Genomic DNA, 22,767 nt, shown 5'->3' on the forward strand with positions numbered 1-22,767 from the left:
CGGCTGCGGCGTCCCGGCGCATGCCATGGACGGGGCGCAATGCGATACCGTCAGGATGACATCGGCGCGCAAACCGTGCTATCCAGATGCTGCGATTGCTCGCGAGGCGCTGGCCCCGGACGTCGGGCTCGGCAAAGTGTCGGAGACTGGCGGGAGTACGGCTGAGACTTCCGCCGCGATCCATCTCCGATGAATCGGCTCGATGCCCTCCTGAAGTTCTGCGCCCATGTTGGACCAAACCACAACGACAGTCGAGGATCGGCGTGGCTCGCGGCGCGGTAGCCTGACCGGCGTCCTGATCCGCCGCGCGCGGCAGTTCGGGATGGGACGTCGTTGGACGCCGCGGATCATCGTGCTGAGCGGCCTCTTGGTGGCCTTGTTGTGCGACGCCTTCGTCGCCCACATGCTATTCGTCAACTATCGGGAGACGTATCGGACGACCGAGGCCGCCAATGGCGATCTCGCCCGCGCGCTCGAAGAATACATGCTGCGCAACATCCAGGGCGTCGAGGTCCTGCTGAGCACGACGATTGACAGCCTCCAGCGCAATCCCTCGCTGCTCAGCCGCGGAAATCCCGCGCTGATCAGCGAGCTGAAGCACAGGGTGGCGCCCTATCCCGTCGCCGGCGGCATCGTGGTCCTCGACTCCGAGGGCAACCTGCTGGGCGACAGCGAGGGCAACGGCGGCCCGGGCCGCGAGAACAATTTCGCCGATCGTCCCTATTTCAAGGTCCAGCGCGACGATCCGGAGCACGGCCTCTTCATCGACGTGCCGGCTGCCGCGCGCGTCAACACCGGTCTTTTCATCGCGGTGAGCCGTGCCTTCATGATGCCGGACGGACGCTTTGGCGGCGTCGTCTTCGTTCCGGTCGACTACGAGAATCTCCGGCAGTTCTTCCTGTCGCTCAATGTCGGGCAGCGCGGCACCGTGACGCTGTACCGCGATGACGGCACGATCCTGCTGCGAACGCCCAATGCCGACGCGTTCGCCGGCCGCAACACGCGAAACAATCGCCTGTTCACGCAGTTCCTGCTGCAATCTCCGTACGGAAGCTTCGAAGGCAGCGGCGTCACGGACGGCGTCTCCCGCAGCATCAGCTATCGGCGGGTCGCCGGCTTGCCGCTCGTGGTGACCGTGGCGCGCCACCCGGTGGAATATCTGGCGGGATGGAAGAACAACGCGCTGTACTACAGCGCCGTCGCCGCCGGGCTCAATCTGCTGATCGCCGGCTTCGGCTTCAGCCTGGCACGGCAATGGCAGCTGCGCGCGGCCTCCGAACAGGCCGTGCGCGACAATCTGGAGCAGTATCAACTGGTGACCGAGAACGTCCCCGCGCTGATCGTCCGGGTCGGCGCCGACGGCCGCATCCGCTTCGCCAACCGTGTCGCCCGCGAATGGTATGCCCAGGCGCCGGCCGAGGCCATCCGCAGCCGAAAGGTCGATGATTTCATCGATCCGCTGCGCGCAGACGAGGCGAGGCTGAAGATCGAGAGGGCGCTGGCCGGGCGCGCCATGCGCGGCGAGGAGAAGGTGACATACCCCGACGGTCGCGAACGCTGGTGCGAGACCATCCGGGTGCCCGATCGTGGCAAGGACGGCGTGGTGCGCGGCTATGTCGTGCTGTCCGTCGACATCACCGAGCGCAAGCGCATCGAGGATGAGTTGCGCCAGGCGCAGAAGATGGACGCGATCGGCCAGCTGGCCGGCGGCATTGCGCACGACTCCAACAACATGCTGGCCGCCACGCTCGGCAACCTCGACCTACTGCTCGATACGCTGCCGCCCGAAGCGGACGCCTGCCGCGGCATGGCCGAGCGCGCGATCGAGGCAGCCGAGCGGGTCGCCGATCTCAACCGCCGCCTGCTCGCCTTCGCGCGCAAGCAGACGCTGCAGCCGCAGATCACCGACGTCAATCAGCTGGTCAGCGGCATGACGACGATTCTGCAGCGGACCCTCGGCGAGACCATCGAGATCGAATTGGCGCAGGACCCGGCCTTGTGGCACTGCCTGATTGATCCCACGCAATTGCAGAACGCGCTGCTCAACCTCGCCCTCAACGCCCGCGATGCGATGCCCGGCGGCGGCCGGCTGACGGTCACGACCGCGAATGCGGTGCTCGATCAGCCGCTCGACGACGGCGACGAGCGCATCGACTCCGGCGACTACGTGACGATTGCGGTCTCGGACATGGGAGCCGGCATGTCGCCCGACATCGTGCGCCGCGCCTTCGAGCCGTTCTTCACCACCAAGGAGTTCGGCAAGGGCAGCGGGCTTGGGCTCAGCATGGTCTACGGCTTTGCTAGGCAGTCCGGCGGCACGGTGGTGATCTCGAGCCGGGTGGGCGAGGGCACTCGCGTGACGCTGTATCTGCCGAGCGCAGGGCCGGCGGTGATCGAGCGGCCGAATGCCGGAGCATCGCGCCTGTCGCGCCCCGAGACCGGCGAACGGATTCTCGTCGTGGAGGACAACGTGCTGGTGGGGGCCATGGCCTCCACCATGCTGTCCGCGATGGGATATGATCCCGTCGTGGTGATCAACGCGGCGCTCGCGATCGCCGAGCTGGAGCGGCGCGGGCCAATCTCGCTGCTGCTGACGGATATCGTCCTGCCTGGTGACATGACAGGAATCGATCTCGCGCGCCTCGTCCGCCGCCGGTGGCCCAGTCTCCCCATTCTCTTCATGTCAGGCTTCGCCGATCCCTCGCTGGTGCCCGAGGACTTCCGCGACACGACCAGGCTTCTCGCCAAGCCGTTTCGCCTCGGCCAGTTGTCCGACGCGATCCTGTTCGCGCTGGGATCGATGAAGAGCTGACAACCGCCGGCCGACCGGCCGTGAGTGCGACTCTCGTGGTCGCATGCCTTCCATCTCGCGGGATTGGCCTTTGTCGCGGCGCGAAAAAAGCCAGGCGCGCCGCAACTCGCGCTTGACGACGTCGCATGGTCCGGGTGTGTTGAGACTATTCGACGCGTGAAGGGCGTCCCGCTCACAAGGGAACGCGGCGTCTCGGGAGGAAAAGGTAGGCCATGGCTCTCCGCGCGAGAGATGTGTCCATTCGGTTCGGCGGCGTCCTGGCCGTCGACAACATGTCGCTCGATGTCGAGCCGCATGAGATCGTCGGATTGATCGGCCCGAACGGCGCCGGCAAGACCACCTTCATCAACTGCCTGTCCGGCGCCTACGTGCCGCAAAGCGGCAAGGCGACCTGGAAGGAGGCCGACCTGCTCGGCCGCCAGCCCCATGAGCTGATCCGCCGCGGCGTGGTGCGAACGTTTCAGAACGTCGCCTCGCTGCACGACCTGACGGTGCTCGACGTCGTCAAGCTCGGTCAGGCGGTACGGCACGGCAATCCGATGCGGCAGCTCCGCGACATGCTCCGCAGCGAGCGTGCGCGCGATGCCGAACTGATCCGCACCATCCTGCAGCCGCTGCGGCTCGCCGAGGTCGCGCATCAGCCGATCCAGAGCCTGTCCTACGGCATGCGCAAGGCCGTCGATCTCGCCCGCGCGCTCGCCGCGCAGCCGCAGATCCTGCTGCTCGACGAGCCGGTCGCGGGGCTCACGGCCCAGGAAGGCGCGATGATGTCGCGCGTCATCCGCGACGTCCGCGACCGCGTCGGCTGTGCGGTGGTAATGGTCGAGCACAAGATGGACGTCGTCAATGCGACCTGCGACCGCATCGTCGTGATGGCCTCCGGCGCCCGGATCTTCGAGGGCTCGGCCGCGCAGGTGCAGTCCGATCCCTCCGTCCGCCGCGTATATCTCGGAGAGCCGTGATGCTGATGTTCACCCTGCAGCTCCTGGTCGCCGGGATCGCCACCGGCAGCGTCTATGCCCTGATCGCGCTCGGCATCGTGCTGATCTACAAATGCTCGGGCGTCGTGAATTTCGCGCAAGGCGCCTTCGTGATGCTCGGCGCCTACCTGACCTATGGCCTGGTCAAGCTCGGGCTGCCGGCTTACGTCGCGCTGCTCGGCGCCATGATCCTGATGGCGGGCTGCGGGATGGCCTCCGAGCGGCTGGTGCTGCGGCCGATGATGAAGGCGCCGCTGGTCGCGGTCATGACGGTGACGCTCGGCATGCTGATCCTCATGAAGGCGGTGTGCCTGGCGATCTGGGGGCCCGACCAACTGGCGTTCCCGCGTCTGTTCCCGGATGGGGCCGTCGATGTCTTCGGCATCTTCGTCACCTACAATTATCTCGCGGCGTTCGTGCTCTCGATCTGCCTCAGCGTCGGCTTCCTCGCTTTCTACCAGCTGACCCCGATCGGCCTGATGCAGCGCTGCACCGCGGACAATCCGCGCGCGGCACTGGCGATCGGCATCCACACCAGCAACCAGATCTCGCTGGCCTGGTCGATGTCGGCCGCGCTGGCCGGCATCGGCGGCGCGCTGCTGGCCTCGCTCAATGGGCTGTCGCTCGGGCTGGCCGACATTGGCCTCGTCGCCTTTCCGGTGATCGTGCTCGGCGGCCTCACCAGCCTGACCGGCGCGCTGGTCGCCGGCCTGCTGCTCGGCGTGCTCCAGGCGCTGACAGATGGTCTGCTGACGCCGGTCGCCGAGCAGTTCCTGCGCACCTACACCTCGATCTACTCGGCTGGCGCGCTGCAGCAGGTCGTGCCTTATGCGTTGCTGGTCGTGGTGCTGCTGGTCCGGCCCGAAGGCATCTTCGGCCAGCGCGGCACGGAGAGGCTCTGACATGTCGCGTCCGGTTCTCGCCGCCGTCCTCCTGTCCGTGCTGGCCGTCATCGGCACCCTGCTGCTCGGCAGGTTCGGCGCCTACATGATGCACGCGGTCGCGATCGCCGCGATCGGCGCGCTGTCGCTCAACCTGCTGACCGGCTTCTGCGGCCAGATCAATTTCGCCCAGGCCGGCCTGCTCGGCGTCGGCGCGTATGCGGCGGGGCTGGCCGGCAATGCCGGCTGGGATTTGCTGGCGCTTCCGGTCGCGGGCCTCGCCGCGGTGGCCACCGCGGTGCTGATCGGATTGCCGGCGCTGCGGCTGCGCGGTCTCTACTTCGCGATTGCCACGCTCGCCGCACAGTTCATCCTCGAATATCTGTTCAAGTTCGCCGAGCCGATCACGCATGGCGTGTCGGGTCTCCTGATCAAGCCGATGACCGTGTTCGGCCGGCCGATCCAGGCCGACCAGGGGTATGCGATCGTGGCGATCACGCTGCTCCTCGCGACCTTCCTGGTGATGCACTGGCTGCGCCGTACCGATCTCGGCCGCTCCTTCCTGGTCGTGCGCGAGAACGAGGTCGTTGCCAAGGGCATGGGCATCAACGTGGCCCGCACCAAGATGCTCGCCTTCATGATCAGCGGCTTCTTTGCCGGCATCGCCGGCGGCCTGATCGGGTTCACGGCACGGCTCGCGCATCCCGAATCCTTCGGCATGAGCCTGTCGGTCGACTATGTCGCGATGATCATCGTCGGCGGCCTCGGGTCGATGCCCGGTGCGGTGCTCGGCGCCGGCTTCATCACCTTGCTGCCGGAGGCGATCCAGCGGCTCGGCGAGATCTTCCACATCTCCGACCAGCTGTCCGCACTGCGCGAAATGACATTCGGCCTGCTGATCATTCTCTTCCTCATCTTCGAGGGACGTGGATTGTCGGCGATCGGTTCGCGGCTCGTCTCCGCGCGCGGGTGGCGCACCCGGCAAGGCGGCCGCGCCGAGCCGCTCGAACTGCAAAAAATCAAATCATCACAGGGAGGACTGGAATGAAGAAGCTCATCGCGGCCGCGCTCGCGGCCGGCCTGCTCGGTTCGGCCCGCGCGGCCGACATCACCGTCTGCATCTGGGGCACGATCACCGGCCCCGACGCGCTGGTCAACGGCATGAGCTATGGCCCGCGCGACTATTTCGAGTTTCTCAACCAGACCAAGGGCGGGATCGCCGGCAACAAGGTCAAGCTGCTGCTGCTCGACGGCCGCTACAAGCTGGACGAGGAGCTGAAGATCTATCGCCGCTGCGTCGACCAGGAGCAGGCGGTGTACGTCAACGGCTGGTCGACCGGATCGGTCAAGGCGCTGCGCGACCAGATCACGCAGGACAAGGTGCCGTTCATGACCCAGAGCTATGCGAGCGAGGTGCTCGACCCGCAGAAGTTGCCCTACATCTTCATGGCCGGACCGACCTACGAGCAGCAGATGATCATCGCGCTGCGCGACCTCGCCAAGAGCGGCGGCAAGAACCTCGTCATCATGCACCCCGACAACGAGTATGGCCGCGGGCCGGTCAACGTCGTGCGCCAGTCGAAGGTCATCGAGGGCAACGGCCTGACGCTGCAGGACACGATCGAGTTCCCCTATGACGCCCAGGACCTGACTGCGCAGATGCTGCGCGTCAAGGCCAAGAACCCGGACATGGTCTACGTCCAGGCCTCGACGCCGCAACTGCTCGTCATCCTGCGCGACGCCGCCAAGGTGGGACTGTCGGCCAAGAAGTTCGTCGGCAACATCTACAATATCTCGCCGGCGATCCCCGAGCAGCTCGGCGCCAACGCCGAGGGCTTCCGCGCCATTCAGGTCTATTCGGATTTCGGCAGCGACATTCCGGCGATGGCCGACATCAAGGCGTTCGAGGCCAAGGGCAACGAGATCCAGAAGCGCGACGTCTACTACATGAAGGGCTGGTTCGAGGGGCAGGTGATGGCCAAGGCGATCGAGGCCGCGATCGCCAAGAACGGCGGCAAGGTGCCGGACGACATCGCCGCGTTCCGTCAGAGCGTGCGCAACGAGATGGAGGGCCTCAAGGACGTCGACACTGGCGGCATCGTGCCGCCCGCGAGCTACGCCAACCATCAGGGCTCGACCCAGGCGCGCATGGCCGAGATCAAGGGCGGCAAATACGTGCCGGTCGGCGACTGGATCGACGCGCGCTGAGGGGAGGAACGATGCTCGCATTGCGACAGGTCTCCGCCCATTACGACGGCGCGATCGTGGCGCTCGACCATGTCGACGCCAGTGTCGGTGCGGGCCAGATCGTGGCGCTTCTCGGCGCCAATGGCGCCGGGAAGACCACGCTGTTGAAGGCGATCGCCGGGATGCTGCCGTTCGACCGCGGCGACATCGTCGGCGGCGACATCCTGTTCGAGGACGCCTCGCTGCTCGGCCGGCATCCGGCCGAGATCTCGCGCCGCGGCATCGCGCTGGTGCAGGATGGAAGGCAGTGCTTCCGGCAGCTGACGGTGGCCGAGAACCTGCAGGCGGCCTCCTTTGCGCATCCCAAGGGTGCCGCGGAGCGGCTCGAGCTGGTGCAGGGATATTTTCCGTTCCTGTGCGAGATGATGGACCGGAAAGCGGGACTGCTGTCCGGCGGGCAGCTGCAAATGCTGGTGATCGGCATGGCGATCATGTGCAATCCCCGGCTTCTGATGCTAGACGAGCCCAGCCTCGGCCTTTCTCCGGTCATGGTGCAGAGCGTGTTCGACGCGATCGAGCGCATGCATCGCGAGCTCAAGATGACGATCGTGGTCGCGGAACAGACCGTGCCGCGGCTGCTCAAGATCGCCTCCGACGCTTACGTGCTGTCGCGCGGCCGCATCGTGATGCATGCGCCGCCGTCTGCCATGACCGAGGAAGAGCTGCAGAAGGTGTATTTGAACTGACCGAACGCCCCGGTCGCCGCCTTGCAAAGTCGGACGAGGCCGTGATGGCCTCGCAAGGCGGGACTGTCGAGGATCGAGAGAGACCAGGAGAGCCGTCATGAACGCCAATGTCAAACTGCCCGCCGCAAAGGGTGTCTTCATCGACAACACGTGGCAGCCGGCGCAATCGGGCCGCACCATTGCGATGCTGGCGCCGGCCACCGGGCAGGTGATCGCCTCGATCGCCGCTGGCGACAAGGCCGACATCGATCTCGCCGTCGCCGCGGCGCGCCGCGCGCTCGAAGGCCCGTGGGGCCGGCTCACGGCGGTGGAGCGCGGGCGCCTGTTGTCGAAGCTCGGCCGCCTGGTCGAGGACAATGCCGAGGAGCTGGCCAAGCTCGAAGCCGCCGACACCGGCAAGCCGATGAAGCAGGCCAAGGCCGATGTCGTCGCCGTGGCGCGCTACTTCGAATATTACGGCGGCGCCGCCGACAAGGTGCACGGCGACACCATCCCGTTCCTCGACGGCTTCTTCGTCACCACGGTCTACGAGCCGCTCGGCGTCACCGGACATATCATTCCCTGGAACTATCCGGGCCAGATGTTCGGCCGCACCGTCGCGCCGGCGCTCGCGATGGGCAATGCGACCGTGATCAAGCCGGCCGAGGAGGCCTGCCTCGTGCCGCTGCGGCTCGCCGAGCTCGCGGCGGAGGCCGGCTTTCCGGCTGGCGCCATCAACGTCGTGCCCGGCCTTGGCGAGGAGGCGGGTGCGGCACTGTCGGCGCATGACGGCATCGACTTCATCTCCTTCACCGGCAGTCCCGAGGTCGGCACCTTGGTGCAGACCGCGGCGGCGAGGAACCACATCGGCTGCACGCTCGAGCTCGGCGGCAAGTCGCCGCAGATTGTGTTCGCCGACGCCGACCTCGACGCGGCGCTGACCTCGGTGGCGGCGGCGATCGTGCAGAATGCCGGCCAGACCTGCTCGGCCGGTTCGCGCGTGCTGGTCGAACGTTCGATGTGGGATCGCTTCCTGGCCGAGCTGAAGCTGCGCTTCGAGAAGATCACCGCCGGCACTCCGGAGATGGATCTCGACCTCGGCCCGGTCATCAGCGCCGTGCAGAAGAAGCGCATCGAGGGCATGCTGGCGCGCGCCGAGAGCGGCGGCGCCGTGCGCGTCGCCTCGGGCAGGATCGCCGAGGGCGTGCCGAGCGAGGGCTTCTACGTCGCGCCGGCGCTCTACCAGCACGTCGACCGCAATTCCGAGCTGGCGCGCGAGGAGGTGTTCGGGCCGGTGCTGGCGGCGATGCCGTTCGACGACGAGGCCGATGCGATCCGGCTCGCCAACGGCACGGATTTCGGCCTGGTCGCCGGCGTGTGGTCGGGCGACGGCTCGCGCGCGATGCGCGTCGCGCGCAAGGTCAAGGTCGGCCAGATGTTCGTCAACGGCTACGGCGCCGGCGGCGGCATCGAGCTGCCGTTCGGCGGCATGAAGAAGTCGGGCCACGGCCGCGAGAAGGGGTTCGAGGCGCTCTATGAGTTCGGCGCGATGAAGACCCTGATCGTCAAGCATGGCTAGCGCCGCGGCTCCGCACCATTCCGCCGCGCGGACGCGACCGACGGCGCCCCGCGGCGGTGTTGTCTCGCCGCGCGGCGAGGCGTTAAAGACGTCAAGCTTAGCAGTGAAGGAGACGAGCCGATGAGCGACGAGAACGAGCTGTTCGAGAAGGGCCTGAAGGTGCGCCGCGAGGTGCTCGGGGCGGGCTATGTCGATGGCAGCCTGGCCAAGGCCGACGACTTCATGATGGCGTTTCAGCACATCACCACGGAGATGTGCTGGGGCTATGCCTGGACGCGGCCGGGGCTCGACCGCCGCACGCGCAGCATCGTCAATCTCGCGATGCTGACGGCGTTGAGCAAGCCGAGCGAGCTGAAGCTGCACGTCAAGGGCGCGCTGACCAACGGCGTCACGGTCGACGAGATCAAGGAGATCCTGCTGCACGCGACTGTCTATTGCGGCATTCCGGCGGGGCTTGAGGCGTTCAAGGCTGCGCACGAGGTGCTGCTCGCAGAGGGCGCCATTGCCAAGAAGGACGGCGCATGAGCGCGCCAGAGAGCGTTCTGTTCGTCGGCATCGGCAACATGGGCTGGCCGATGGCCGCCCGCCTGCTCGGTGCCGGGGTTAAGGTCACCGTGAATGACGCCGTCGCCGGCCGAGCAGCGGATTTCGTCCGCCAGGTCGGCGGCACCGAAGCGGCCGACCTGGCGGCGGCCGCGGCGCAGGCCGATGTCGTCATCACCATGCTGCCGACCAGCAAGCATGTCGCCGATGCCGTGGCGTCGCTACGCGCCGGTCTGAAGGATGGCCAGATCGTCATCGACATGAGCTCCGGCGCGCCGGCGGCGACGCAGGCGATCGCGGCCGACCTCGCAGCGCTCGGCGTGATCATGCTGGACGCGCCGGTTTCCGGCGGCGTGCCGCGCGCGAAGACCGGCGAGCTCGCGATCATGGCCGGCGGCGATGCCGCCGCGCTCGACCGGGTCGAGCCGCTCTTGCGCGCGATGGGCACCACGATCCATCGCATCGGCGGCCTCGGCTCGGGGCAGGCGATGAAGGCACTCAACAACCTCGTCTCCGCCGGCGGCTTCCTGATCGGCATCGAGGCGCTCTTGATCGGCCAGCAGTTCGGCATCGATCCCGGTCTGATGACCGACGTGCTCAATGCGTCGACCGGCATGAACAATTCGACGCAGAAGAAGTTCAGGCAGTTCGTGCTGTCGCGCCAGTTCAACAGCGGATTCGGGCTCGACCTGATGGTCAAGGACCTGTCGATCGCGCTCGAGGTGGCGCGTGCGGCCGGCGTCGCCGCGCCGTTCTCCAACCTCTGCCGCGAGCTGAGTGCGAGCGCGCAGGGTCTGCTCGGCCCGGGCCAGGACCATACGGCGCTGGCGAAGCTGAGTGAGGCGCTCGCCGGGATCGAGCTCAAGGGCTGATCAGCCCTTGCGCCGGAAGAACCCGGTGATCGTCACCTTTTCCCAGACTCCGGCTGCGGCGAACGGGTCGGCGCGGTTGAACGCCTCGGCTTCGGCGCGGCCGGGCGCCTCGACCAGGAACAGGCTGCCGATCATCGTCGCGCCGTCGTCGGAGACGAGCGGGCCGGACATCACGATGGTGACCGGGAGGCGGTCGCCGCCCTCGAGATAGGCCTTGTGCGCGTCGTAATTGGCGAGCCGGACCGGCAGCGCGCCGGGCTTGTCGAGAGCGTGAATCGCAAACAGCATCTGTCGTCTCCAGGAGGGCTGCGGGGCGGCCGCGCGTCGCCGACCATCCCGCTCTTTGATCGTGTCGTGTCCTATTTCGCGCTCAGCTTGCTGGCGTCGTCGAAGCTGGGGCAGGTGCGCTGCTCCAGCGACAGGTCGAACGGCTGGTAGTTGTCCTTGGTGATGACGGTCGGCTTCAGCACGATCTCGCCGATGACCGGCTCGCCGCGCAGTGACCGGATCGCCATCATGGTGCCGAGGCAGCCTTGCGCGAAGCCGTTGTAGTCGCCGCTCGCGAGCAGCTTGCCGGACTTGATCGCGTCGACCGCCTCCTTGGTGCCGTTGATGCCGATCACCTGCGCCTTGCGGTTGGCCCCGTCCAGCGCCTCGATGGCGCCGACGGCCATGGCGTCGTTGGCGGCGAGCACGCCGTCGATCTGCGCATTGGACTGCATCAGGTTCTCCATCACCTGCAGCGCCTGCAGGCGCTGGTAGTTGCCGGGCTGCGACGCCAGCAGCTTCACGCCCGGATTCTCCTTCAGCGCATCGTTGAAGCCGCGGACGCGGTCGACATTGGTGAGCGAGCCCTTGACGCCCTCGATGATCACGACGTTGCCCTTGCCGCCGAGCGTCTTGAGCAGGAAGCGCCCGGTCTCCAGGCCGAGGCTGTAATCGTCGGCGCCGATGAAGGACACGAACTTGCCGCCGGCGGAACGGTCGGTGATGTTGACGACCGGAATCTTGGCGTCGTTGATCTTCTCGACCCCGGGCACCATGGCCTTGTAGTCGACCGGGATGAACACGATCGCGCTCGGCTTCTTCACGACGACGTCCTCGATCTGGCTGAGCTGCTCGGGGATCGAATCCGGCTTGGTCGGGATGTAGTGCAGGATCTTGGCGTTCAACGACTTGGCCATGTTGTCGGCGCCGACCCGCACGGTCTGGAAGAACGGATTGGTCTGGTTCTTGGTGAACACGGCGATGGTCTCGCCGTCGGCATGGGCCTGCGTGGCCGCCGCGGCGATCACGAGCGCGAGGGCGAGAGAGCGGGATGTCCGATGCTTCATGATGTTGTCCTCCCAGTTCGTCATTGTTGTCGTTGAAAGTTCATGGCGCGGAACGCCGCGTCCGCATATCGAGCCAGACCGCGATGATGACGATGATGCCGGTGACGAGCGGCTGCCAGTTTGCGTTGATCGACAGCAGGTTCATGCCGTTGAGCACCAGCGTCAGGATCAGCGCGCCGACGAAGGTGCCGAAGATGGTGCCGACGCCGCCGAACAGCGAGGTGCCGCCGATCAGCACGGCGGCGATCGCCGGCAGGGTCAGGCTCTCGCCGATGTCGGCCTCGGCTGAGTTCAGACGCGACAGGAAGATGATCGAGGCTAGCCCCGCCATCGTGCCCGAGACGGTGTAGACCAGCAGCAAGCGGCAATTGACGGGAATGCCGGAGAGCCGCGCGGCGACCGGGTTGGCGCCGATCGCATAGATCTCCTGGCCCCACACGGTGCGTTGCGCGAAGGCGGTGCCGATCGCGAGGAACACCAGCAGCAGATAGACCGGGATCGGCAGCCCGAGGAAGTAGCCGCTGCCGATCTGGCGGAAGCCCGCAGGAAAGCCGTGGATGGTCTCGCCGGCCATGTACCAATAGGTCACGCCGTTCAGCACCCAGAGCATGCCGTAGGTGGCGATGAAGGACGGGATGCGCATCGCCGTCACCATCACCCCGTTCATCAGACCAACGGTGCCGCCGGTCAAGAGGCCGGCGAGGATGCCGAGCGTGGGCGAGCCGGTCTGGTGGATGACGGTGCCGGCGAGGCAGGCCGACAGCGCGACATTGGCGCCGACCGACAGATCGAGCCCGGCGGTCAAGACCACCAAAGTGAGGCCGGAGGCGATGAAGAAGGTCAGGCTGGCCTGCCGCAGCACGTTGAGGATGTTGCCGAGGCTCAGGAACGCGTCGCTCAGCACGCTCAGCACGATGCAGATCAAGAGCGCCGCCAGCAGTCGGTAGAACAGCTGCGCCGCATTGTGCGACAGCAACGACCAGGCCGGCGACGGGGCGTTCTTGGCGATGTCGGTCATGCCCGGCTCCGCAATCCGTCGAGGAACATCGCGGCGATCACCAGCACGCCGACGCTGGCGACCTGCACCGAGGACGGCAGCGAGATCAGATTGAGCCCATTGCGCAGCACGCCGACGGCGAGGACGCCGAGCAGGGTGCCGAGCAGCCAGCCATTGCCCCGCTCGAACGAGGTGCCGCCGACCGCGACTGCCGCGATCGCATCGAACTCCATGCCGAGCCCCGCGGTCGGATGGCCCGAGTTCATCCGCGCGGTCATCAGCAGGCCGGCGACGCCGGCCATCAGGCCGCCGATCGCATAGACCGCGATCAGCAGCCGGGTCGGCGACAGGCCGGCATAGCGCAGCGCGTCGCGATTGCCGCCGAGCGCGAACACATAGGTGCCGAAGCGGGTGTGATAGAGCAGGGCGTGAAACAGGCCGTAGCTCGCGACGCCCATGAGGATCGGCACGGGGATGCCGAGCAACTGCGCGGAGTAGACGTCGCGCACGCTGTGAGGAATGCCGACGACGCTCTGGCCGTCGCTGACGATCAGCGACAGGCCTTGGGCCATGCCGAGCGTGGCGAGCGTCGCCACGAAGGGCGGGATCTTCGCGATCGCGACCAGCAGGCCGTTGGCGAGGCCGAACGCCGTCCCGACCAGCACGGCGGCGCCGAGGCCGAGCAGCATCGATTTGGTCGCGAGCGAGACGATGGCGACGCACAGCGATGTCAAGGTGAGCACCGCGCCCATCGACAGGTCGATGCCCTCGGTCATGATGATCAGGGTCATCGGCAGCGCCAGCATGGTCAGGATCGTCGACTGCACCAGCACGTTGGAGAGGTTGGCGGCCGACAGGAAGCCGGGCGCGATGGCGCCGAACAGCGCGATCAGGAGCACCAGCACGACGGCGACGCCGGGCAGGCGCTGCACGGCGCGGAGCGGCGCGGCGATGGCCAAGTCACTCATGATCAAAAGTCACTCATGATGAAACGTCATTCATGATGCATCCCCAGCCGCACGATGTTCTCCTCGGTCAGCTCGCTGCGCGCGAGGTGCCCGGCGATGCGGCCGTCGCGCATCACGTAAGCGCGGTCGCAGACGTGGCAGATCTCGATCTGCTCGGACGAGATCATCAGCGCCGCCGCGCCTTCGGCGACCAGGCGATCGATCAGCGCGAAGATCTCGGACTTGGCGCCGATGTCGATGCCGCGGGTCGGCTCGTCGAAGATGAACAGCCTGGCGCCGGCCGCCAGCCATTTGCCGATTACGACCTTCTGCTGGTTGCCGCCGGAGAGCAGGCCGACCATCTGCCGCGCGCTCGGCGTCGCGATCCGCAACTGCCGGATCAGCCCCTCGGCGGTGCGCTGCGCGCCGCGCGGATCGTAGAGCCGGCTCGGAAACAGCTTCTTCAGCGCCGCCACCACGAGATTGTCGCCGACCGAGCGCAGCAGCGCGAGACCCTCGCTCTTGCGGCTTTCGGGGATCAGCGCGATGCCGCGCCGGGCGGCGACGTCGGGCTCGCCCGTGATCGGCTTTCCGTCGAAGATGATCTCGCCGGTCGTCACCGGATCGGCGCCGAAGATCGCGCGCGCCACCTCGGTGCGGCCGGAGCCGACGAGGCCGCACAGCCCGACGATCTCGCCCTGGCGCACCTCGATGTCGATGTCGCTGATGCCGGTCGCGGCGCTCAGGCCCTTGACCTGCAGCACCAGCTCGCCCGGCTGCTCGGCGAAGCGGCGCGGATAGGTCATGTCGACGTTGCGGCCGACCATCATCCGCACGAGCTGGTCCGGCGTCACCTCGGCGGGACGGACCTGGTCGATGCGGCGGCCGTCGCGCAGCACGGTGATGCGGTCGCCGATCGCGAACACCTCGGCCATGCGGTGCGAGATGTAGACGATGGCGACGCCGTCGGCCTTCAGTCGCGCGATCAGCGCGAACAGCAGCTCGACCTCACGGTCGGACAGCGCGGCGGTCGGCTCGTCCATCACCAGGATGCGCGCATTCTGGCTGATCGCCTTGGCGATCTCGACCATCTGCTGCTGCGCCACGCCGAGCGTATCGACGACCACCTTCGGATCGATGTCGAAGCCGATGCCGTCGAGCACGCGCTTCGCATCGGCCAGGATCCTGCGGCGGTCGATGGTGCCGGGAATGCGGCCCTTGGGCTCACGGCCGAGAAAGATGTTCTGCGCGATGTCGAGGAACGGGACGAGCGAGAACTCCTGGAAGATGACGGCGATGCCGAGCGCCTGCGCCTCGGCGGTCGAGGACAGCGTGACGTTCTCGCCCTTGTAGTAGAACTCTCCCGCATCGGCCGTATAGGCCCCGCACAGGATCTTCATCAGGCTGGACTTGCCGGCGCCGTTCTCGCCGAGCAGCATGTGGACCTCGCCCGGGTGGATGGCGAACGACACGTCGTCGAGCGCCTTGACGCCGGGAAAGCTCTTGCTGATGCCGCGCAGCTCGAGCAGCGGGGCGGATGAGGCGGCGGCGCTCGCGGCCCCGTCGCTCATGGCAGCGCTCCCGCGAAGATCTTGCCCGGGTTCATCAGGCCATGTGGGTCGAGCGCCGCCTTGATCGAACGCATCACGCTGACGGCCTCGCCGAGCTCGTCCTCGAGATAGGCGATCTTGCCGAGGCCGATGCCGTGCTCGCCGGTGCAGGTGCCGTCCATCGCGATGGCGCGCGCCACCATGCGCCCCTGCAGCGCCTTGGCGCCGGCGAGTTCCGCGTCGCTGGCCGGATCGACCAGGATCAGCATGTGAAAATTGCCGTCGCCGACATGGCCGACGATCGGCGCGATGAAGCCGCTGGCATCGGCGTCGCGGCGCGTCTCGGTTAGGCATTCGGCGAGGCGCGAGATCGGCACGCAAACGTCGGTGATGACGGCGCGCGCGCCCGGCCGCAGGCCGAGGCCGGCATAGAGCGTGTTGTCGCGCGCGTGCCAGAGACGGCTGCGGTCCTCGGCCGCCCGAGCCCAGGCGAAGCCGCGGCCGCCATGCTCGCGCGCGATCGCTTCCGCGGCCTGCGCCTGCTCGGCGACGCCGGCATCGGAGCCGTGGAATTCGAGGAACAGCGTCGGCGCCTCGCGATGGCCGAGCTTGGAATAGGCATTGATGCCGCGCATCATGACGTCGTCGAGGAGCTCGATCCGGGCCGCCGGCACCGCCGACTGGATCAGCGCGATCGCGGTGTCGACCGCGTCGCCGAGCTGGTCGAAGGCGCAGGTCGCGGCCGAGATCGCCTGCGGCAGCGGATGCAGCTTCAGCGTGATCTCGGTGATGATGCCGAGCGTGCCCTCGGCGCCGACGAACAGCCGGGTCAGGTCGTAACCCGCGGCCGATTTGCGTGCGCGCCGCGACGTGCGGATGACGCGGCCGTCGGCCAGCACCATTTCGAGCGCGAGCACGTTGTCCTTCATCGTGCCGTAGCGCACGGCCATGGTGCCGGAGGCCCGCGTCGAACTCATGCCGCCGATCGAGGCGTCGGCGCCCGGATCGATCGGGAAGAACAGCCCGGTGTCACGCAGCTGCGCATTGAGCTGCTTGCGGGTGATGCCGGGCTGCACGACGACGTCCATGTCGGATTCGTGCACGGCGAGCACCGTGGTCATGCGGGCGAAATCCACGCACACGCCGCCGGCGACCGCAGCGGCGTTGCCCTCGAGCGAGGTGCCGGCCCCGAAGGGCACGATCGGCATGCCGGCGCCGGCGCACAGCCGGACGATCTCGACGATCTCTGCGGTGGTCTCCGGAAAGACGACGATGTCGGGCGTGAGCGTCGGGTAGTAGGACTCGCTGCGACCATGCTGGTCGAGCACGCCACGCGCGACGCTGGCACGCGGTCCCATGAGTCTCGCAAGCCGTTCGGCCAACGCGCCCGCGCCATCTCGCACGTGCATCAATCCTCCCCGCTCACCTGGCGGCATCGGGACTCTTTGCGGTCCTCTGGTCGCTGGCCGGGCTCGGGCGCGTGTCGTCCGCACCTGCCCGGTGCCATCGTCACCTCGGTGAGTACCGGCATCCTTCATCATTCGGCGGGGGCACGCAAGGGCCCGGCGGATCGTGCGCGCGGCGTCGTGCGGACGCATCGGCGGCGTTGGCGAGGCGACGAGCACCGCGCTGCGTTCGGCGCGACCGCTCTCGTCGAGGTCTTCTGACTCGGGCGGCGAGGAAAGCTGGTGGGCCCGGCAGGACTCGAACCTGCAACCAGACCGTTATGAGCGGCCGGCTCTAACCATTGAGCTACAGGCCCCGCGGCGCGGGGGTGTTCGCTGCGGTGGGCAGGCGCGGGCCTGACCGGTGCGGCGGAGACGACCCGGCGACGGTGCTGGCTCCGTTTACAGCCCTGGCGGCGATCCGGCAATGCCGCTGCCGGATCGCTCTGCGAGTGCTGTGCCGCGTCTGGCGCGGCTGCAGCGCCCGGCCGGCGCCGTGGCGGCGCTAATCCACCGACACTCCGGCGAATTCCACCACCTTGCGCCATTTCTCGGTCTCGTCGGCGACCAGCTTGCCGAATTCGGCCGGTGTCATGGCGCGCGGGATGCCGCCGGTCTCGGTCAGCCGGGCCACCAGCTTGGGATCCTTCAGCGCCTCGCCGACCGCCTTGTTGAGGATCTCGACGATCTCGGGCGGCGTCCCCTTCGGGGCCGAGATGCCGTAGAAGCCGACGGATTCGTAGCCAGGCACGGTGTCGGCGATCGCTGGCACGTCCGGCACCGTCGGCCAGCGCTGCGGCGAGGTGACGCCGAGCGCGCGCACGCTGCCGCCGCGCGCCTGCTCCAGCGCCGTCGGCAGGTTGTCGAAGATCAGCTGCACCTTGTTGGAGATGATGTCGGGGAAGGCCAGCGCCGAGCCGCGATAGGGCACGTGCAGCATGTCGCATTTGGTCATCGCCTTGAACAGCTCGGCCGCCATGTGCACCGAGGTGCCGTTGCCGGACGAGGCGAAGGCGATCTTGCCGGGATTGGCGAGGCAGTAGTCGATGAACTCCTTCACCGTCTTGGCCGGCACGTCGTTGCTGACCACCAGCATGTTGGTGAGCTGCATGATGCTCGCAACCGGCACGGTGTCGCGGATGAAGTCGTAGGGCAGCTTCTTGTACAGCGAGGTGCTGATGGCGTTGTTCGGCGCGACGAACAGCAGCGTGTAGCCGTCGGGCGGCGCGTTGATCATCGCCGCGGCCGCGATGTTGCCGCCGGAGCCGGTGCGGTTCTCGACCACGACCTGCTGGCCGAACCGGTCCGAGAGCCACTGCGCCATGATGCGGGCGACGATGTCGACCGGGCCGCCCGGGGCGAAGCCGATCAGCCAGCGGATCGGGCGGTCGGGGTAGGCGGCCAGGCCGGGCGCCGGCTTGGCGGCGAATCCCGCCGCGATGATCAGTGCGAACAGCAGCGCGCGTGCCAGCTTCATCCTCGTCCCCCGCTGTGGTCTCGTTCAGCTCGCGTGCGGCGGCCCGCTTGCGCCGGGCCGCCGGTCGTCATGACGCCGTCACTTCTTGACCAGCGGACAGGCCGGATCGGGCGGGCCGAACGCATCCTCGCCCTTGATGGTCGCGAGGATCTTGTAATAGTCCCACGGATATTTGCTCTCCTCCGGCGACTTCACCTGCGCCAGCACGAGATCGTGCACCATCAGATTGTCGGCGCGGAGCTTGCCGTTGCGGGCGAAGAAGTCCTCGACCGGCGTCTCGCGCATCTTCGCGGCGACTGCGAGCGGATCGTCGCTGCCGGCGGCCTTGACGGCGTTGAGGTAGTGCGTGACCGCGGAGTAGACGCCGGCCTGCCACATCGTCGGCATCCGGTTCATCTTGGCGAAATAGCGCTTCGACCATTCGCGCGTCTTGTCGTCCATGTCCCAGTAGAACGAGGTCGTCAGCAGCAGCCCCTGCGCCGCCGGCAGGCCGAGCGAATGGATGTCGGTGATCAGCGCGAGCAGCGCCGCCATCTGCTGGCCGCCCTTGAGCAGGCCGAACTCGGAGGCGGTCTTGATCTCGTTCATGTTGTTGGGGGGGCCTGCGGCAATGCCGATGATCTTGGCCTTGGAGGCCTGCGCCTGCAGGATGAAGGACGAGAGATCGGGGGTCGCGAATGGCGGCTTGACCGAGCCCACGACCTTGCCGCCATTGGCGGTGACGACGCTGGACGCATCGCGCTCCAGCGAATGACCGAAGGCGTAGTCGTCGGTGATGAAGAACCAGCTGTCGCCGCCGCGCTTCACCACCTCCTTCGCGGTGCCGGTGGCGAGCGCGCGGGTGTCGAACACCCATTGCATCGCATAGGGCGAACAGAACTTGCCGTGGAAGTCGGCCGCGCCCGTCGACTGGGTGATGAAGAGCTTCTTCTTCTCGGTGGCGATGGTCTGCACGGCGAGACCGACGGCGGAGACCGGCACATCGACGATGAGGTCGACCTGCTCGGTGTCGTACCAGCGGCGCGCGATCGCGGCGCCGATGTCGGGCTTGAGCTGATGGTCGCCGACGATGACGCTGATCGGCTTGTCCAGCACCTTGCCGCCGAAATCATCCACCGCCATCTGCGCCGCGGTGACGGAACCCTGGCCGGTCGGCGTCGAGGCCGGGCCGTTCATGTCGCTGAGCACGCCGATCTTGACGACGTTGTCGGAGATCTCCGCCTGCGCGGCCGTGGTCGCCAGCAGCGCCGCCGTGGCCCATGCCGCCGTTCTCAGGAAGCTGAGTCGCAATCCGTCCTCCACCGATGTCGGCATGACGCCGTTGTTGGTCGCGGCTCTGCCGGCCGCGTCCGCTTATCTGCAATCAATCCTGGGCGCGCGTCAATCGCGGCCGCGCGGATGACCACAAGGCATGTTTGCACCGCAACGAGCGCGGACGGCTCACGGCTGTGCGGCCTTGTGCTCCTCGTGCGCCGCCTCCCAGACCTCGCGCGCGGCGTCGGCATTCATCAGCGCGATGCCGACGCCGACGATCAGGTCGGGCCAGATCGCGGGCCACACGAAGGCGGTGACGAGGCCGGCCGCGATGATCGCAAGATTGGCGTAGGCATCGTTGCGCGCCGAGAGGAAGGCGGCCCTGGTCAGGCTGCCCTGGTGATGGCGGACCCGCGCCAGGATCAGCGCGCAGCCGAGATTGACAACCAGCGCGCCGAGACCGGTCAGGGTGAGCGGCAGGGGCGCCGGCACCTCGGCCGTGAAGATCTTGCCGCCCGCGGTCCACAGACCGGCGATTGCCGGCGCGAGCAGGATCAGCGCCAGCACCTTGCCGAGCCGGGCGCGCTGCACGGCAGTCCAGCGCAGCGCCAGCGCGATCAGGAGATTGACCGAAGCATCCTCGAGGAAATCGACGCTGTCGGCGAACAAGGCCACCGAGCCGATCGACAGCGCCACCGCGAACTCGATGCCAAAATAGCCGAGATTGAGCGCGGCCACCGTGAGCACGGCACGGCGGACCGGATGTGCTGCCACCATCACGCGCCCCGGTCCTCCAGCGCCGCGAGGCGCTCCGCCTCGGCCAGATCCTCGGCGGTGTTGGCATTGAAGAACGGATCGCACGGCACGACCGGCCACGCCACCGTCGCGACCTTGTAGCGCGCGGTGAACCGCGTGACCTTGCGGATGTCGTCGTGCAGCAGCGCGCGGCGGAGGTCTTCGCGCAGGCGCAGCGACCACAGCCCGATCACCGGATGGGTCTGGCCGCTAGAGGCGGCCAGCGCCAGGTCCGCCTCACCGCTCATGCGGGCCTCGGACAGGCGCGCCACGAGATCATGCGGGAGAAACGGACAGTCGGCGGCGGCGCTGATCATCCACTGCGCGGCGGGCCGGTGCGCCGCCACCCAGTCCAGCCCGGCCAGGATTCCGGCCAACGGACCTGGAAAGCCGGCGACATCATCCGGCACGACGGGCAGGCCGAAGGCGGCGAACCGTGCGGGATCGCCATTGGCGTTGAGGATCAGCGGCTCGCATTGCGGCGCCAGCCGCGCGATGACATGTGCCAGCAGGGGGCGGCCTGCGATCATGCGCATGGGCTTGTCGCCGCCGCCCATGCGACGGGCGAGACCGCCGGCGAGCACAACGCCCGGAATCGAAATCATTGTCGTCATCGCCGGTTCCGTTATCACGTTCCGCGCGGTCGCGTCAGCGGCTGCCGCAAGCGATCGGGGATCATAGACCTCCGGCGCCCGCGCGGCCGGCGCGATGGCCGGCCCGATCGGGGCGAGCCCATGACATCCTGGCCGGGCCGCGATAGAGGTGTCCCTGGCTCGATCAGCGACGAGCTCTGCGCCGCCGGGCCGTTGCGGTGCATCGACGGCCCTGGTGTGATCTGGAGACTGCAATGAACGTCATCGGCCTCGCCGGCTGGAGCGGCGCCGGCAAGACCACGCTGCTGACGCGGCTCATTCCGCTGTTCAACGCGCAGGGGCTGCGGGTATCGGTGATCAAGCACGCTCATCACCGCTTCGACGTCGACGTCCCCGGCAAGGATTCCTGGCGCCATCGCGAGGCGGGTGCGGCGGAGGTGCTCGTCGCCTCGGGCACGCGCTGGGCGCTGATGCGTGAACTGCGCGGCGAAAGCGAGCCGACATTGGCCGATCTGCTGACCAGGCTGTCACCGGTGGATCTTGTCTTGATCGAGGGCTACAAGGCCGGACCGCATCGCCGCATCGAGGTGCATCGCAGCGGAAACGCCAAGCCGCTGCTGTTCCCCGACGACCCCGGCATCGTCGGGATCGCGAGCGATGTGCCGGTCGAGTCCGCCCTGCCTTGGGCGCACCTCGACGACATTCCAGCCATCGCCGCCTTGCTGCTTGCCAAGGCCATGCCGATGAGCGAAGTGCTGCGCATGGCAGATCCGAAGGGGCCGCATTGATGGAACATGTTTCACTAACGGAACTCCGTGTTCCAGATTCGGAACGCAGTTTCATCGTGGATGACGCGATCGGGTTGACGCATCGCCGCTGGTTCGCCATGGTCCGCCGATGAGCACGACGCGGCTGGATCTGACGGGCTTGAAGTGCCCGTTGCCGGCACTCAAGACGCGCAAGGCGCTGCAGTCGCTGCAGCGAGGCGAGCGTCTCGAGGTCTGCTGCACCGATCCGTTGGCGGTGATCGACATCCCCCACTTGGTTCGCCAGACTGGCGATCGGGTCGACGTCGTCGAGCGCAGCGAGCAGAGGATTCTTTTCTTGATCGAGAAGGTCAAGGATGGGACGGAGTGATCCGCAACGGCCGTGCGCGTACCTGCTACAGGTTGTCCAACTAAGTAGTTCGTGTGCGCGGCCGCAGCAAAATGCGTGTCAAGTGGGCTGATCGCTTCCGATCGTCGCACCTGCGCCAGAGCCCGCTCATAACTATGCCGCGTTCTCAGTCCAAGCTTGCGACGCCGCGAGAAGGCAAGGAAAGGTTGTTGTCGTCTTCACAAGTTCGAGAGCGGCATCATTCGGTGCCATGTAGCATCGGAGGCGAGTAGGAGCGGTGGTCTGATTAGTTGATTCTCTTGGTCGCAACAGATGGCGGTCTCAAGTAATCGCGGCCAGATGCTACAGCCGAGAGTGGCGGCGGCGTCGGTTGCACGTCAATTTCTGTGTTTGTTAGCAACACGTCTTCGCTGCATTGCGATCAATCCACGAAGTTTGACCACTTATTACCATTTTACTATCGACAATTTGCCTCGGTTCTGCACCAATTGAGGCGCCGTCCGCGGAGGTTGCGGAAGGCGTATCGTGCCCGCGTCGGATCGGGCCGGGCGGAACCGCGGCACGGGGATGTCACGACGCAGGAGACCTCGGTGGGGGGTGTCATGCACGTGAAACAAACCCGGCGTTTGTGCATCGCGAAAATTGTCTGGTAGGTCGAAAGCGGGCGGGGTGAGTGAGCG

21 protein-coding genes and 1 tRNA gene are annotated in these 22,767 nt (G+C 67.2%); 11 read left to right on the forward strand and 11 right to left on the reverse strand.

The window, feature by feature from the left end:
- Nucleotides 1-226: 226 nt before the first annotated feature.
- From BRAS3809_RS34295 to BRAS3809_RS04250, 9 genes are all read left to right on the forward strand, one after another.
- Complete coding sequence (locus BRAS3809_RS34295; RefSeq protein WP_008960863.1) at nt 227-2,812, forward strand: ATP-binding protein; 2,586 nt, start codon at nt 227-229, stop codon at nt 2,810-2,812.
- 233 nt (nt 2,813-3,045) lie between these two features.
- The gene (locus BRAS3809_RS04215; protein WP_008960864.1) at nt 3,046-3,774 is read left to right on the forward strand and encodes an ABC transporter ATP-binding protein; all 729 of its coding nucleotides are present in this window, start codon (nt 3,046-3,048) and stop codon (nt 3,772-3,774) included.
- Entirely contained in the window at nt 3,774-4,694 is a 921-nt protein-coding gene (locus BRAS3809_RS04220) for a branched-chain amino acid ABC transporter permease (protein WP_008960865.1), read from the forward strand. The genes BRAS3809_RS04215 and BRAS3809_RS04220 overlap by 1 nt, the downstream gene beginning before the upstream one ends.
- 1 nt (nt 4,695) lies before the next feature.
- Nucleotides 4,696-5,721, forward strand: a complete 1,026-nt coding sequence (locus BRAS3809_RS04225; RefSeq protein WP_008960866.1) for a branched-chain amino acid ABC transporter permease — start codon at nt 4,696-4,698, stop codon at nt 5,719-5,721.
- Nucleotides 5,718-6,881: an ABC transporter substrate-binding protein gene (locus BRAS3809_RS04230; protein ID WP_008960867.1), complete on the forward strand. Its 1,164-nt coding sequence runs from the start codon at nt 5,718-5,720 to the stop codon at nt 6,879-6,881. The genes BRAS3809_RS04225 and BRAS3809_RS04230 overlap by 4 nt, the downstream gene beginning before the upstream one ends.
- Nucleotides 6,882-6,892: 11 nt before the next feature.
- Nucleotides 6,893-7,606 carry an ABC transporter ATP-binding protein gene (locus BRAS3809_RS04235; RefSeq protein ID WP_008960868.1) on the forward strand — a complete coding sequence of 238 codons (714 nt, stop codon included), beginning with the start codon at nt 6,893-6,895 and terminating at the stop codon, nt 7,604-7,606.
- Between the two features lie 97 nt (nt 7,607-7,703).
- Nucleotides 7,704-9,164 (forward strand): aldehyde dehydrogenase family protein, encoded by a 1,461-nt coding sequence (locus tag BRAS3809_RS04240; protein ID WP_008960869.1) that lies wholly within the window; start codon nt 7,704-7,706, stop codon nt 9,162-9,164.
- Nucleotides 9,165-9,284: 120 nt separating this feature from the next.
- Nucleotides 9,285-9,689: a carboxymuconolactone decarboxylase family protein gene (locus tag BRAS3809_RS04245; protein ID WP_008960870.1), complete on the forward strand. Its 405-nt coding sequence runs from the start codon at nt 9,285-9,287 to the stop codon at nt 9,687-9,689.
- A complete protein-coding gene (locus BRAS3809_RS04250) occupies nt 9,686-10,579 on the forward strand; it encodes an NAD(P)-dependent oxidoreductase (protein WP_008960871.1) in 894 nt (297 codons plus the stop codon). The genes BRAS3809_RS04245 and BRAS3809_RS04250 overlap by 4 nt, the downstream gene beginning before the upstream one ends.
- Here BRAS3809_RS04250 and BRAS3809_RS04255 read toward each other — a convergent pair whose 3' ends face one another.
- The 11 genes from BRAS3809_RS04255 to mobA all read right to left on the reverse strand — a co-directional run bounded on the left by BRAS3809_RS04255 (nt 10,580) and on the right by mobA (nt 20,992).
- The gene (locus tag BRAS3809_RS04255; protein WP_008960872.1) at nt 10,580-10,867 is read right to left on the reverse strand and encodes a YciI family protein; all 288 of its coding nucleotides are present in this window, start codon (nt 10,865-10,867) and stop codon (nt 10,580-10,582) included. It lies immediately after the preceding gene.
- A 71-nt stretch (nt 10,868-10,938) separates the two neighbouring features.
- The gene (locus BRAS3809_RS04260; RefSeq protein WP_008960873.1) at nt 10,939-11,913 is read right to left on the reverse strand and encodes a sugar ABC transporter substrate-binding protein; all 975 of its coding nucleotides are present in this window, start codon (nt 11,911-11,913) and stop codon (nt 10,939-10,941) included.
- A gap of 40 nt (nt 11,914-11,953) precedes the next feature.
- On the reverse strand, nt 11,954-12,931 hold the full coding sequence (locus BRAS3809_RS04265) for an ABC transporter permease (RefSeq protein WP_008960874.1): 978 nt from the start codon (nt 12,929-12,931) through the stop codon (nt 11,954-11,956).
- Nucleotides 12,928-13,878: an ABC transporter permease gene (locus tag BRAS3809_RS04270; protein ID WP_008960875.1), complete on the reverse strand. Its 951-nt coding sequence runs from the start codon at nt 13,876-13,878 to the stop codon at nt 12,928-12,930. The genes BRAS3809_RS04265 and BRAS3809_RS04270 overlap by 4 nt, the downstream gene beginning before the upstream one ends.
- A 26-nt stretch (nt 13,879-13,904) precedes the next feature.
- The gene (locus BRAS3809_RS04275; protein WP_008960876.1) at nt 13,905-15,428 is read right to left on the reverse strand and encodes a sugar ABC transporter ATP-binding protein; all 1,524 of its coding nucleotides are present in this window, start codon (nt 15,426-15,428) and stop codon (nt 13,905-13,907) included.
- Complete coding sequence (locus BRAS3809_RS04280) at nt 15,425-16,816, reverse strand: FAD-linked oxidase C-terminal domain-containing protein (protein WP_008960877.1); 1,392 nt, start codon at nt 16,814-16,816, stop codon at nt 15,425-15,427. Before BRAS3809_RS04280 ends, BRAS3809_RS04275 begins: the two co-directional genes overlap by 4 nt.
- Before the next feature lie 277 nt (nt 16,817-17,093).
- Nucleotides 17,094-17,169: transfer RNA gene (locus BRAS3809_RS04285), tRNA-Ile, on the reverse strand.
- 188 nt (nt 17,170-17,357) lie between these two features.
- The gene (locus BRAS3809_RS04290) at nt 17,358-18,329 is read right to left on the reverse strand and encodes a Bug family tripartite tricarboxylate transporter substrate binding protein (RefSeq protein ID WP_008960878.1); all 972 of its coding nucleotides are present in this window, start codon (nt 18,327-18,329) and stop codon (nt 17,358-17,360) included.
- Nucleotides 18,330-18,407: 78 nt separating this feature from the next.
- On the reverse strand, nt 18,408-19,619 hold the full coding sequence (locus BRAS3809_RS04295) for an ABC transporter substrate-binding protein (protein ID WP_008960879.1): 1,212 nt from the start codon (nt 19,617-19,619) through the stop codon (nt 18,408-18,410).
- 150 nt (nt 19,620-19,769) lie between these two features.
- Nucleotides 19,770-20,360, reverse strand: a complete 591-nt coding sequence (locus BRAS3809_RS04300) for a cation efflux transmembrane domain-containing protein (protein ID WP_008960880.1) — start codon at nt 20,358-20,360, stop codon at nt 19,770-19,772.
- Nucleotides 20,360-20,992, reverse strand: coding sequence for a molybdenum cofactor guanylyltransferase MobA (gene mobA, locus BRAS3809_RS04305; protein ID WP_008960881.1), 633 nt, complete (start codon nt 20,990-20,992; stop codon nt 20,360-20,362). Before mobA ends, BRAS3809_RS04300 begins: the two co-directional genes overlap by 1 nt.
- Before the next feature lie 233 nt (nt 20,993-21,225).
- Here mobA and mobB point away from each other — a divergent pair, with 233 nt between their 5' ends.
- Nucleotides 21,226-21,759: a molybdopterin-guanine dinucleotide biosynthesis protein B gene (gene mobB / locus BRAS3809_RS04310; RefSeq protein WP_008960882.1), complete on the forward strand. Its 534-nt coding sequence runs from the start codon at nt 21,226-21,228 to the stop codon at nt 21,757-21,759.
- A gap of 109 nt (nt 21,760-21,868) precedes the next feature.
- Nucleotides 21,869-22,108 carry a sulfurtransferase TusA family protein gene (locus tag BRAS3809_RS04315; RefSeq protein ID WP_008960883.1) on the forward strand — a complete coding sequence of 80 codons (240 nt, stop codon included), beginning with the start codon at nt 21,869-21,871 and terminating at the stop codon, nt 22,106-22,108.
- Nucleotides 22,109-22,767: the final 659 nt, after the last annotated feature.

Origin of the sequence: Bradyrhizobium sp. STM 3809 (assembly GCF_000239795.1) — a bacterium.
In the GTDB taxonomy this organism is placed as follows: Bacteria; Pseudomonadota; Alphaproteobacteria; order Rhizobiales; family Xanthobacteraceae; genus Bradyrhizobium.